Source organism: Oryzisolibacter sp. LB2S, assembly GCF_040732315.1.
In the GTDB taxonomy this organism is placed as follows: Bacteria; Pseudomonadota; Gammaproteobacteria; order Burkholderiales; family Burkholderiaceae_C; genus Alicycliphilus; species Alicycliphilus soli.
In genome coordinates this window covers 172,602-185,215 of sequence record NZ_CP160388.1, presented here as the reverse complement: position 1 = coordinate 185,215, position 12,614 = coordinate 172,602, and the positions used below count along the sequence as shown (strand labels likewise).

At 70.7% G+C, this 12,614-nt stretch carries 10 protein-coding genes; 5 read left to right on the top strand and 5 right to left on the bottom strand.

Annotation, left to right across the window (positions count from 1 at the left end; translation table 11 throughout):
- Positions 1-6 precede the first annotated feature (6 nt).
- From ABUE11_RS00865 to ABUE11_RS00845, 5 genes are all read left to right on the top strand, one after another.
- Positions 7-1,173 carry an acyl-CoA dehydrogenase family protein gene (locus ABUE11_RS00865; protein WP_367067091.1) on the top strand — a complete coding sequence of 389 codons (1,167 nt, stop codon included), beginning with the start codon at positions 7-9 and terminating at the stop codon, positions 1,171-1,173.
- 164 nt (positions 1,174-1,337) lie between these two features.
- On the top strand, positions 1,338-2,540 hold the full coding sequence (locus ABUE11_RS00860) for a CaiB/BaiF CoA-transferase family protein (protein WP_367067089.1): 1,203 nt from the start codon (positions 1,338-1,340) through the stop codon (positions 2,538-2,540).
- 113 nt (positions 2,541-2,653) lie between these two features.
- Positions 2,654-4,030 (top strand): MmgE/PrpD family protein, encoded by a 1,377-nt coding sequence (locus tag ABUE11_RS00855; RefSeq protein ID WP_367067087.1) that lies wholly within the window; start codon positions 2,654-2,656, stop codon positions 4,028-4,030.
- Positions 4,027-4,902 (top strand): CoA ester lyase, encoded by an 876-nt coding sequence (locus ABUE11_RS00850; protein WP_367067086.1) that lies wholly within the window; start codon positions 4,027-4,029, stop codon positions 4,900-4,902. The genes ABUE11_RS00855 and ABUE11_RS00850 overlap by 4 nt, the downstream gene beginning before the upstream one ends.
- Before the next feature lie 113 nt (positions 4,903-5,015).
- The gene (locus ABUE11_RS00845; protein WP_367068867.1) at positions 5,016-6,206 is read left to right on the top strand and encodes an MFS transporter; all 1,191 of its coding nucleotides are present in this window, start codon (positions 5,016-5,018) and stop codon (positions 6,204-6,206) included.
- On the opposite strand, the gene ABUE11_RS00840 is transcribed toward ABUE11_RS00845, so the two are convergent.
- From ABUE11_RS00840 to ABUE11_RS00820, 5 genes are all read right to left on the bottom strand, one after another.
- Complete coding sequence (locus ABUE11_RS00840) at positions 6,195-7,310, bottom strand: CaiB/BaiF CoA-transferase family protein (protein ID WP_367067085.1); 1,116 nt, start codon at positions 7,308-7,310, stop codon at positions 6,195-6,197. The genes ABUE11_RS00845 and ABUE11_RS00840 overlap by 12 nt on opposite strands.
- Before the next feature lie 297 nt (positions 7,311-7,607).
- A complete protein-coding gene (locus tag ABUE11_RS00835; RefSeq protein WP_367067083.1) occupies positions 7,608-8,378 on the bottom strand; it encodes a helix-turn-helix domain-containing protein in 771 nt (256 codons plus the stop codon).
- A gap of 29 nt (positions 8,379-8,407) precedes the next feature.
- Positions 8,408-9,214: an SDR family oxidoreductase gene (locus ABUE11_RS00830; RefSeq protein WP_367067081.1), complete on the bottom strand. Its 807-nt coding sequence runs from the start codon at positions 9,212-9,214 to the stop codon at positions 8,408-8,410.
- Positions 9,207-10,901 (bottom strand): long-chain-fatty-acid--CoA ligase, encoded by a 1,695-nt coding sequence (locus ABUE11_RS00825; protein WP_367067080.1) that lies wholly within the window; start codon positions 10,899-10,901, stop codon positions 9,207-9,209. The genes ABUE11_RS00830 and ABUE11_RS00825 overlap by 8 nt, the downstream gene beginning before the upstream one ends.
- Positions 10,902-11,064: 163 nt before the next feature.
- On the bottom strand, positions 11,065-12,609 hold the full coding sequence (locus tag ABUE11_RS00820; protein WP_367067078.1) for a long-chain-fatty-acid--CoA ligase: 1,545 nt from the start codon (positions 12,607-12,609) through the stop codon (positions 11,065-11,067).
- Positions 12,610-12,614 lie beyond the last annotated feature (5 nt).

The following is a 12,614-nucleotide window of genomic DNA, read 5'->3' as shown; positions in this document are numbered from 1 at the left end:
ACCATCATGATCGAACAGACCAGCTCCAACAACCACCACGAGATCCGCGACGCGATACGCGCGCTGTGCGCCCAGTTTCCCGACGAGTACTTCCGCAAGGTGGACGAGCAACGCGCCTACCCGGCGGAGTTCGTCGATGCATTGACCCGCGCCGGCTGGATGGCCGCGCTGATCCCGCATGAGTACGGAGGCTCGGGTCTGGGCCTGCTTGAAGCCAGCGTGATCATGGAGGAGATCAACCGCGCGGGCGGCAACAGCGGCGCCTGCCATGGCCAGATGTACAACATGGGCACGCTCTTGCGCCATGGCAGCGCGGCGCAGAAGGAGAAGTACCTGCCGAAGATTGCGAGCGGCGAATGGCGCTTGCAGTCCATGGGCGTGACCGAGCCCACGACCGGCACCGACACCACCAAGATCAAGACCAGCGCCGTGAAGAAGGACGGGCGCTACGTGGTCAACGGCCAGAAGGTCTGGATCTCACGCGTGCAGCACAGCGACTGGATGATTCTGCTGGCGCGCACCACGCCGCTGGCCGACGTGCAAAAGAAAAGCGAGGGCATGTCCATCTTCATGGTGGACCTGGCGGAAGCCCAGAAGAAGGGCCTCACCGTGCGCCCCATTCCCAACATGGTCAACCACGAGACCAACGAGCTGTTCTTCGAGGACCTGGAGATCCCCGAGGAGAACCTGATCGGCGAGGAGGGCAAGGGCTTCAAGTACATCCTCGACGGCCTGAACGCCGAGCGCACGCTGATAGCGGCCGAGTGCATTGGCGACGGCTACTGGTTCCTCGACCGCGTGACCAACTATGTGCGCGACCGCCAGGTGTTCGGCCGCCCCATCGGCCAGAACCAGGGCGTGCAGTTCCCGATTGCCGACGCCTACATCGAGGTCGAGGCCGCCAACCTGATGCGCTGGAAGGCCTGCGAGCTGTTCGACGCGCACCAGCCCATGGGCGCCCAGGCCAACATGGCGAAATACCTCGCGGCCAAGGCGAGCTGGGAGGCGGCCAACGCCTGCCTGCAGTTCCACGGCGGCTTTGGCTTCGCCTGCGAATACGACGTGGAGCGCAAGTTCCGTGAGACGCGGCTGTACCAGGTGGCGCCCATATCCACCAACCTGATCTATTCCTACGTGGCCGAGCACATCCTGAAGCTGCCGCGCTCCTTCTGACGGCCGTTCACTCCCTCTCCCGCTGGCGGGAGAGGGCTGGGGTGAGGGTGGCAGCCAACATTCATGCACGGCTCAGCCCCCTCACCCCTGCCCTCTCCCCCGAAGGGGGCGAGGGAGAAACAGCCAACCAATCCTGCTTTTGATATTGCACCGGAGCCCTGTTCATGACTCGCCCCCTCGACGGCATCACCGTCATCTCCCTGGAACACGCGGTCGCCGCGCCCTTTGCCACGCGCCAGCTCGCCGACCTGGGCGCGCGCGTGATCAAGGTCGAGCGCCCCGGCGGCGGCGACTTCGCGCGCGGCTACGACCAGCGCGTGCGCGGCCAGTCGTCGCACTTCACCTGGCTCAACCGCAACAAGGAAAGCCTGGCGCTGGACGTCAAGCAACCCGAGGCCCGCGCCGCGCTCTTGCAGCTCCTCAAGACCGCCGACGTGCTGGTGCAAAACCTCGCGCCCGGCGCGGCCGCGCGCATGGGGCTGTCGTACGAGGCCCTCAAAGGCCACAACCCCAGGCTCATCGTCTGCGACATCAGCGGCTATGGCGCCGACGGCCCGTACCGCGACAAGAAGGCCTATGACCTGCTGATCCAGAGCGAGGCAGGGTTTCTGTCGGTCACCGGCACGCCCGAGACGCCGTCCAAGTCCGGCATCTCGGTCGCCGACATCGCCGCCGGCATGTATGCCTACACCAACATCCTGTCGGCCCTGCTGCTGCGCGGCAGGACGGGAGAAGGCAGCCATATCGACGTCTCCATGCTCGAGGCCATGGGCGAGTGGATGGGTTACCCGATGTACTACGCCTTCGATGGCGCGCCGCCGCCGCCGCGCACGGGCGCATCGCACGCCAGCATCTACCCTTATGGCCCGTTTGCCGCGGGCGACGGCGGCACCGTCATGCTGGGCCTGCAGAACGAGCGCGAATGGCAGGCCTTTTGCGAGCAGGTGCTGCGGCGCCCCGAGGTGGCGAGCGATGCGCGCTTTTGCTCCAACGCCGAGCGCAATGCGCACCGCACCGAGCTGCAAGCGCTGATCCTGCAGGAGTTCTCGGGCCTTTCCGCCGCCCAGGTGGTCGAGCGCCTGGACGCGGCAGGCATTGCCAACGCCCGCGTGAACGACATGTCGGGGCTGTGGGCGCACCCGCAGCTCAAGGCACGCGAGCGCTGGCGCGAGGTGGATACCCCCGTGGGCCGCATCCCGGCCCTGCTGCCGCCGGGCGTCAGCAGCGCGTTCGACTACCGCATGGATGCCGTGCCCGCCGTGGGCCAGCACAACGCCGCCATCCTGGCCGAGCTGGGCTGGACGGCCGAGCAGATCGCCGCGCTGGCCAACACTCCCTCTCCCGCTGGCGGGAGAGGGCAGGGGTGAGGGTGGTGGCCCCCGCTGCATACGCCACCCTGGCCCCCTCACCCCCGCCCTCTCCCCCAAAGGGGGCGAGGGAGCAACAGCCCACAAGCCTTTGATCCCGCCCCGGAGCCCCCATGAAGCAAGAACCCCAAGCCACCATCCATCCCCTGGCCCAATTCGCCGCCACGCTGCAGTGGAGCAACATCCCCGAGCCCGTGCAGCGCCGCGCCGTTGACCTGTGGGTCGACTGGTTCGGCTCGGTGCTCGCGGGCTGCAGGGCGCGGCCCGTGGTGAGCATCACGCGCTTTGCGCTGTCTCAGGGACCGCAGCAGGGGCCCAGCGAGGTCATCGCCCAGGGCGCAAGCAGCTCGCCCATGATGGCCGCGCTGGCCAACGCCGCGGCCAGCCACTTTGCCGAGCAGGACGATGTGCACAACGGCTCGGTGTTCCACCCCGCGGCCGTGGTCTTTCCGCCGGCCCTGGCCGTGGCGCAGGCTACGGGCGCGAGCGGCGCCGATCTCATGGCCGCCTGCGTCGCGGGCTACGAGGTCGGCATCCGCGTGGGCGAATTTCTGGGCCGCAGCCACTACCGCATCTTCCACACCACGGCCACGGCGGGCACGCTGGCCGCGGCCGCGGCCGTGGGGCGGCTGCTCCGGCTCACGCCCGCGCAGATGCAGCACGCGTTTGGCTCGGCCGGCACGCAGTCGGCGGGCCTGTGGGAGTTCTTGCGCAGCGCCGCCGACAGCAAGCAGCTGCACACGGCCCACGCCGCGGCCGCGGGCCTGATGGCGGCCTACCTCGCCCAGGACGGCTTCACCGGCGCGCAGGACATCTTCACCGGCCCCCAGGGCATGGCGGCCGGCATGTCGCAGGACGCCAACCCCGCCAAACTCACCGAGGGCCTTGGCACCCGCTGGGCCACGGCCGAGACCTCGTTCAAATGGCACGCCTCATGCCGCCACACCCACCCGGCCGCCGATGCGCTCCTGCAGGTCATGCAGCAGCACGGCGTGCGCATCGAAGACATCGCCCAGGTCACCTGCCATGTGCACCAGGGCGCCATCGACGTGCTGGGCCCGGTGACGGCGCCGACCACGGTGCACCAGAGCAAATTCAGCATGGGCACGGTGCTGGCCCTGGCCGCGCGCTTTGGCCACGCGGGCCTCACCGAATTCGACGCCGATTTCCTGGCGCCTGCCACCGTCGCGCTGCGCGAGAAGGTCACCATGGTGCTGGACCCCGAGGTGGACGCCGCCTACCCGCAGCGCTGGATCGGCAAGGTCACCGTGCAGACCGCGGATGGCCGCGTGCTGCACGGCCGCGTCGATGAACCCAAGGGCGACCCGGGCAACACCCTCGCGCGCGAGGAAATCACGGCCAAGGCCCTGCGCCTGGCCGCCTACGGCGGTGCGGTCGATGTGGCCAGTGCCCAGGCCGCCGTCACCGGCCTGTGGCAGGTGGCTCAGTGGCCGCGCGTGGGAGCGCTGCTGGCCGGGGATGCGGCATGACGGCGCTCGATACCCTCGCCCAGGCCTGCTCCTTCCTGTTCGTCCCCGCCACCCAGCCCGAGCGCATCCCCAAGGCCCTGGCCAGCGGCGCCGACATGGTCATCGCCGACTGGGAGGACGCCGTGGCGCCGGCCGACAAGGACGGCGCGCGCGCCGCACTGCTGGAGGCAGTGGCTCAGCTCGCTGACGCCGAACGCGCACGCCTGCTGGTGCGCATCAATGCCGAGGGCACGCCCTGGTTTGCCGACGACCTGCAGGCACTTTCGCGGCTCACGGCACTGGGCCTGGCCGGCGCCGTGAGCCCCAAGGCCGAGCGCATAGAGGCGCTGCAGGCCGTGGCGCGGGCCGCGGGGCCCGGCGCGGCGCTGCTGCCGCTGGTCGAGTCCGTCGCGGGGCTGGCCGCCGTCGATGCGCTGGCCGCCGCGCCCCAGGTGGCGCGCCTGGCCTTTGGCCACCTCGATTTCCAGGTCGATGCCGGCATGGCCTGCGACGCGGACGAGGCCGAGCTGCTGCCCATGCGCATGGCCCTGGTGCTGGCCTCGCGCCGCGCGGGCGTGGCCGCGCCCATCGACGGTGTGACCGTGGACACGCAAGACCCCGCGCGCATGGCCCAGGACGCCGCGCGCGCGCGCCGCATGGGCTTTGGCGGCAAGCTGTGCATACACCCGGCCCAGGTAGCGGTGCTGCACGCAGCCTTCGACCCCAACGCGGCCGCCGTGGCCCAGGCGCTGCGCGTGCAGCAGGCGCTGCAGCAGGCGGGCGGCGGCGTCTGCGTGCTCGACGGCCGCATGGTGGACGCGCCCGTGCTGGCCCAGGCGCGCCAGACGCTGGCGCGCCATGCGCGCGCGCAGGCGCGCACCCGCGGACAATAGCCCTGCAGGAGCAGGCCCGCGGGGTCACCTCCTGCGCCCTCCCACCGCCGTCGCAAGCCTCCGTGTCGACCCCATCGCCCACCTCTTCATCACCCACCCACCCGCTGTGGCTCATGCTGCTGGCCCTGCTGTCGGGCTTTGCGCTGAGCCAGGCCTACCGCACCGTCACGGCCATCGTGGCCCAGGGGCTGCAGCAGGATTTCGGCCTTTCGGCCCAGGCGCTGGGCGCATTCGCGGGGCTGTTCGGTCTGTCGTTCGGCGTGGCCCAGCTGCTCATGGGCATCGCCATGGACCGCTATGGCCTGCGCCGCACGGTGCTGGCCGCGGCGCCCCTGGCCATCGCGGGCGCCGCGCTGTCGGCGCTGGCGCCCAGCCATGGCTGGCTGATGCTGGGCCAGGTGCTCATAGGCGTGGGCTGCTCGCCCGCGTTTCTGGCCTGCACGGTGTTCATCTCGCGCCATTTCCCCGGCGAGCGCTTTGCCTTCTACTCGGGTCTGAGCCTGGGCCTGGGCGGCCTGGGGCTGATGTTCACGGGCACGCCGTTGGCCTGGGTGGTGCAGCACTGGGGCTGGCGCACGGGCTTTGGCATTCTGGCGGTGATGAGCGCCCTGTCCTGGCTCATCATCCTCGCGCTGGTCCACGAGCCCGGCGCACCTGACAGTCCAACCGAGCGCGCGCGCGAGGGCTGGGGCGAGTCGCTGCGCGGCCTGGCCATGCTGCTCACCCTGCCCCACACCTGGGGCATTCTGGTGCTGGGCATGTCGTGCTACGCGGCGTTTCTGTCGCTGCGCGGTCTGTGGCTTGGGCCGCTGCTCATGGGGCGCTTTCAGTTCACGCTGGTCGACAGCGGCAACGTGGCCCTGGTGCTGTCGGTGATCTCGCTGTTCGCGCCCGGCGTGTTCGGCCGCATGGACCCGGGGCCGCTGCGCCGGCGCGCCTGGGTGGCCAACCTCTCGCTGCTCATGGCCGCGCTGTTCGCCGTGCTGGCGCTGCTGCCGCATGCGGGCGCGAGCGTGGCGCTGATGATTGCCATGGGCCTGCTCTGGGGCTTTGGCGTGCTGCAGTACACCGATGTGCGCGCCTCCTACCCGGCCAGCCAGACGGGACGCGCGCTCTCGCTCTACACCATGGCCATGTTTCTGGGCGTGGCGCTGATGCAGGCCGCCACGGGCGCGGTCGCGGCCTGGGCCACGGGCCAGGGCCAGGAGCCCTATCGCGCGGTGCTGCTCGCGATTGCCGCCTGGGTGGCGCTGGCCTCGCTGGCGTTTCGCTTTCTGCCGGCGTCGCCGCTGTTACGGCGCTGAGCGCGGGCGCCAGACGGCGCCGGCGCCCTGCAGGCGCTCAAGCACCTCTTGCGTGTGCGCGCCGCTCGCGCAGAGGTCGCCGGACGCATAGGCCGCACCATCGAAGCGTGGTGCGGGCGCGGCCTGCAGCACGCCGTCCCGCTCCGTGTAGACACCACGCGCGCGCATGTGCGGATGATTTGCCGCCTCCACGGGGCTGAGCACAGCGCCGAAGCAGGCGTCGGTCGGCTCGAGCAGCGCCTGCCAATGCGCGCGCGGCTGGCTCAGGAACAGCGCGGCCAGGCGCGCGCGGCGCGCCGGCCAGGCGGCCTTGTCCCATTGCGCGCCGGCGAAGGCGGGGTCCCCCTCCAGGCCCAGCGTGACCAGCAGCAGGGCGTAGAACTGGGGTTCGAGCGCGCCCACCGTGACATGGCCGCCATCGGCGCAGACATAGGTGTCGTAGAAGGGCGCGCTGTCGTGCACGCTCTGGCCACGCGCGTCGGCCACCAGGCCGCTCTGGCGTGCGCTCAGCATCAGGTTCAGCATGTGCGCCGCGCCGTCGACGATGGCCGCATCCACCACCGTGCCGCGGCCCGTGGCGCGCGCCTGCACGATGCCCGAGAGCAGCCCCGTCATCAGGTACAGCGCGCCGCCGCCGATGTCGCCGAGCACGGCAAAGGGCGAGACGGGGCGCGCGTCCGCCGGGCCGCAGCCCCAGAGCGCGCCCGAGACGGCGGCGTAGTTGGTGTCATGGCCGGCGCGCGGCGCGAGCGGCCCGCTCTGGCCCCAGCCCGTCATGCGGCCATAGACCAGGCGCGGGTTCACGCCCAGGCAGTCCTCGGGCCCCAGGCCCAGGCGCTCCATGACGCCGGGGCGCATGCCCTCGATGAGCGCGTCGGCGTCGCGCACGAGGTCCAGCACCAGGCGCCGCCCCTCATCGGTCTTGAGGTCGGCAAACACCGAGCGCTTGCCGCGGTTGAGCAGGCTGCCGGTCGTACTGTTGCCCTTGTCCTGGCGCACGACGGAGATCACGTCTGCGCCCAGGTCCGCCAGATGCATGGCGCAGAACGGCCCGGGGCCCAGGCCGCCGATTTCGAGCACGCGTACGCTGTCCAATACCTTCATGGAGTCTCCTTGTTCAACAGCAACATCTCTTGGCCCCGGCCCTCTTGCCTGCCACTGCCCGGCAGAACACCCGCCGCCAACCGGCCGTCATCCCCGCGCATGCGGGGATCCATGTCCTGCACCTTCCGTCGACCCGTCACGCCGGTGGATCCCCGCGTTCGCGGGGATGACGGGGGCGGGGGCGTTCGTGGGGATGTCGGGTGAGTGGGTGGGCGCATTCGCGGGGATGACGGGTGGGTGGACGGGCATGTCATCGCCGGGTGGGTGGGCATGGCATGACGGCATGGCGCACGGGCGTCACAGCCCCAGCACGCTCTCGACCGAACGCACCAGGGTGCGCAGGCGCGGCCCCAGGTCGGCCTCGAGCTTGCTGTGGTGCGGGCTGAACACCGGCACCGATGCCGCAAAGATCCACAGCTCGCCGTCCTGCGGCTGGCTCATGGGCATGGCGATGGATTCGATCTCGCTGTGCAGGTCGCCGTGGCTGCGGCAAAAGCCGTGGCGCGCCATGTCCTCGCGCGCGTCCACCAGGCGCTGCGCGAGCCAGTCGGCGCGCTGCGGGTCGCTGGCCTGCAGATCGCGCAGGTAGGCCGCACGCTCGTCGTCGGCCATGGCCATCAGATAGGCGCGGCCCGAGGCCGTGCGCGACAGCGACATGCGCACGCCGACCTCGGGCCGGTAGACGTTGTTGCCCATGCCGTTGGCCAGTTCCACCAGGCACAGCTCGCGCCTGTGGCCCACGGCCAGCTGGACCTGGCCCTCGCACAGGTCGGCGAGGGCCTGCATGAGCGGGCGCGCAAACTGGCGCAGCGCCATGCGCGTGAGCACGGGCGAGGACAGCTCGAGCAGGCCCAGGCCCGGCACGTACTTGGACAGTCGCTCCGAGTAGCGCAGCAGGCCGAGCTCGCACAGGGTCTCGGTCAGGCGAAACAGCGTGGGCTTGGGCAGGCCGGTGCGCTCCATGAGCTCGCGCGCGCTCAGCTCCGTGCACTTGTGATCGAAGCAGCGCAATATGGTGATGCCGCGCACCAGGGCGCTGACGAGCTTGCTGTCGGCTTCGGTATTCACATGGACCTCGATGAAAACCCGCGATTGTCTCAGCCCGCACCGCGCGGGACGTAGGAGGCGCGCATGTCGCGCCCGCCGCTCAGGGACGAGCCCCCATCCACGGGAATGACGGCGCCCGTCACGTAGCCGGCCTGGGGCGAGGACAGGAACAGCGCCATGTTGGCGATGTCGTCGAGCGTGCCCATGCGCTGCAGCGGCACGCTGGCGACCACGTTGGCCAGAGCCTCGGCCGAAGGCGCGAGCCGGCGCATGCCCTCGGTGCCCGCGATGGGGCCGGGGCTGATGGCGTTCACGCGCACGCCCTCCTCGCCCCATTCCAGGGCCAGCACGCGCGTCATCATGTCGATGCCGGCCTTGGCCGCGCAGGCATGCACCTGGTAGAGCATGGGGTTGGTGCCCTGGGGCGCCGAGATGTTGATGACGCTCGCGCCCGGTTTCCTCAAGAGCGGCCAGGCCAGGCGCAGCACGTGGAACGTGCCGTTCAGGTCTATGTCCACCACGGTCTTGAAGCCGTTGGGCGACAAGTCCCTGGCCGGCGCGATGAAGTTGCCCGCCGCACCCGAGATCAGCACGTCGATGTCGCCAAAGCGCTCATGCGCCTGGCGCAGCGCGGCCTCCACCGCCGCCGCATCGCGCACGTCGGCGCTGATGCCCAGCGCCTGCGCGCCCAGGGCCTCGAGCCCCTCGGCCGCCTGGCGCACCTTGTCGGGCGAGCGGCTGATCACGGTGACATGGGCGCCCGCGCGCGCAAAGCCCTGGGCGATGCCGAGGTTGATGCCGCTCGTGCCGCCCGCGACAAAGACATGGCGGCCCGCGAAGAAGGATGTGTCAAGCATGGATGGATTCTTTCTGCGCCGCCTCCTGCAGCTGGCGCCACTGGATTTTGCCGGTCGCGGACTTAGGGAGCCGATCGACGAATTGCACCAGGCGCGGCACCTTGTAGGCCGCCATCTGCGTGCGGCACCATTCGATGAGCGCGTCCTCGCTCAAGGCGGCGCCGGGCCTGCGCACGACCACGGCCTTGACGGTCTCGCCACGGCGCGCGTCGGTCACGCCGATCACGCAGGCCTCGGCAATCGCGGGATGGGCGTAGAGCATGTTCTCCACCTCGGCGGGCCAGACCTTGTAGCCATTGCTGTTGATCATGCGCTTCAAGCGGTCGCGCATGAAGTAGTAGCCCTCGGCGTCCACGCAGGCCAGGTCTCCGGTGCGCAGGTAGCGCCGGCCATGGCGCTCGACGAAGGCGGCGCGGTCGGCCTCGTCGTTGTGCCAGTAGCCGCGCATGACCTGGGGGCCGCTCACCAGCAGCTCGCCCACCTCGCCCTGGGGCAGCTCCTGCAGCGTCGCGGGGTCCACCACCATGGCATGCACGCCCTGCGTGGCCATGCCAAGGCATTGGCGCTTGCCATGGTGCACGGGGTTGGCCAGCAGAAACGCGGCGGTCTCGGTCAGGCCATAGGCCTCGTTGTAGGCCAGGCCAAAGCGCTCGGCCAGCATGGCCGCCACGGCCTCGGGCATGGCCGCGCCGCCGCCGCCCAGCAGCAGCAGGCTGGAGACATCGACGCGATGCGCGTCGGCCTGGGCGAACAGGTCCATGACCATGCTGGGCGGTGCCGACCAGACGCTGACGCGGTGGCGCTCGATCAGGCGCGCGGCCTGCAGCGCGTCCCAGCGCGCCATCACCACCACGGTGGCGCCGGTGAACATGGGTGCGTTCATGCCGGCCTGCATGCCGAGCATGTGGAACATGGGCGCCACGGCCAGGCTCACCATCTCGGCATGGGTGCCGCGCCAGATCTGGCCCGCGACCAGCGGCGCCAGCACCGTTGCATGGGTGTGCATGCAGCCCTTGGGGTGGCCCGTGGTGCCCGAGGTGTAGGGCAGCAGGGCCAGGTCATCCGGCCCCACGCTGCGCGGCCCGGGCGCCAGCGCAGCATCGAGCGCGGCCTGAAAGCCGTGGTAGTTGCCCGCGGGCAGCGGCGCACGCGGCGCGGTCACCACGGCGGGCAGGCCGGCCTCGGGCTCGGGCGGCAGCAGGTCGCTGTAGGCGTGGACGATGGCGGCATCGAGCAGGCCCTCGTCCATGCAGGGCGTGACGCTCGCGAGCAGCTCCTGGGCCACGACGGCCACGCGCGCGCCGCTGTCCGCGGCGTAGTAGCGCAGCTCCTGCGCGGTGGTCATTGCGCTCACCGGCACCAGCACGGCCCCGGCGCGGAAGATGGCGTAGCTTGCGATGGTGAACTGCGGACTGTTCTGACTTTGCAGCAGCACCCGGTCGCCCACCCGCACGCCCAGGCGCTGCTGCAGATAGCCCGCCAGGGCCTGCACCTGGGCCCACAGCTGGGCGTAGCTGATGGTGGCGCCGCCGAACAGGATGGCGGGCTTGTCCGGCGCGCGGCGGGCATTGACCTCGAGGTAGTCGTCCAGCGTGACGCGCGGCACGCGCAGATGCTGCGGCACGCCCTTGGGCCAGTGGGGCAGCGCCGCCTGAGTCTGCCCCTCAATCTGCGTGGTGATATCCATCCGTCTGCTCCCATCGTTTGCGTCAACCCACCTGCCGCGCCGAGCGCGGTGCTGGCAGGGGCATAGCGCCCTCACCCAGAAGGTGAACATTCCGAAGTGGCGCAAGGTCTGAGTTCATGCGGCATTCCCAAGGGTTGTCAGCGGTCAACTGCAGTGTCTAGGTTCAATGGCTGGGGCTGGCCAGCTGCTCGCGCAGGCGGTTCTTCAGCACCTTGCCGGTGGGCGACAGCGGCAGGGCATCGAGCACATGCACCACGCGCGGGCATTTGAAGCCCGCGAGCTGGGCGCGCGCATGTGCGCGCAGCGCCTCGGGCGTGGCGGTTTGTTCGGGGCGCAGCACCACGGCGGCATGGACGGCCTCGCCCCATTGCGCGTCGGGCACGCCGACCACGGCGCACAGCGCCACTGCAGGGTGGCGCATGAGCGCGGATTCGACCTCCAGCGAGTACACGTTCTCGCCGCCGCTGATGATCATGTCCTTGAGGCGATCGACCAGGTGCACATGGCCGTCCTCGTCCATGTAGCCGCCGTCGCCGGTGTGCATCCATCCGTCCCGCAGCACCTGGGCCGTGGCCTCGGGTTGGCGCCAGTAGCCCAGCATCACGCTCGGGCCGCGCACGCAGATCTCGCCCACCTGCCCCACGGGCAGCGCCGCGCCATCGGGTCCGGCGATGCGCAGCTCGCAGCCCCAGCTCGCGCGGCCCACCGAGGTCAAATGCGCCAGATGCGCGCCATGGTTGGCCAGGGTGTAGGGGCCGTTCAAGCTGGCGCTGGCGGCGGTCTCGGTCATGCCGTAGGCCGCGGCGAACTCCACCTGCGGCAGGGCCTGCATGGCGCGCAGCAGCAGGGCCTGCGGCATGGGCGCCGCGCCATGCACGATGCGCCTGAGCGACGCCAGACGCGCGGCGTCGAAGTCCGGCGCGTCCAGCAGCATCTGCAGCATGCTGGGCACGAGCATGATCTCGCTGACCCCATGCTCGGCAATCGCGGCCAGCACGCGGTCGGGGCGGAACTGGGTTTCGATCACGCAGCTGCTGCCCTGCACGATCTGCCCCACCAGCCGCCCCAGACCAGCCACGTGAAACAGCGGCGTGGCGAGCAACGATGTGCCAGTTCCCGCCATCTGCGCCAGCCGCGCCGTGGTGGCCGACCAGAGGTTGGCGTGCGACAGCATCACGCCCTTGGGAAAGCCCGTGGTGCCGCCCGTGAACAGGATGACGGCCAGCGCGTCGCCGCCGTGGCGCTCATCCTCCAGCGGCTCGGCGGCAGCCAGCAGTGCCTCGGTGGCAGGCATGCCCTCGGGCGCCTGGCCCGTGCCCAGGAACATGCAAGGCAGAGCGGGCGTGGCATTGCGCAGCAGCTCATCGGCAGCATCGGCGCAGGCCGCATCGGCGAGCAGCAGGCGCGGCTGCACATCCCGCAGCGCATGCGCCATCTCGGCGCCGCTCCAGCGCGTGTTGAGCGGGCAGATGACAGCGCCGGCCCACCAGGTGGCGAGAAAGGCCTCGACGCTGTGGTCGCTGTTGTGCGCGAGCAGGGCCACGCGCTCGCCCGGCTGCAGGCCCGCCGCGCGCAGCACGGCCGCCAGACGCGCCACGCGCGCGACCAGCGTGCGCCAGTCCTGCCGGCGCGCGCCGCAGAGCGTGGCCAGGCGATGCGGGTGCTGCTGCAGCGCGCGGTGCAGGCCCTGGGTCAGATAGATCTGCACGGCGC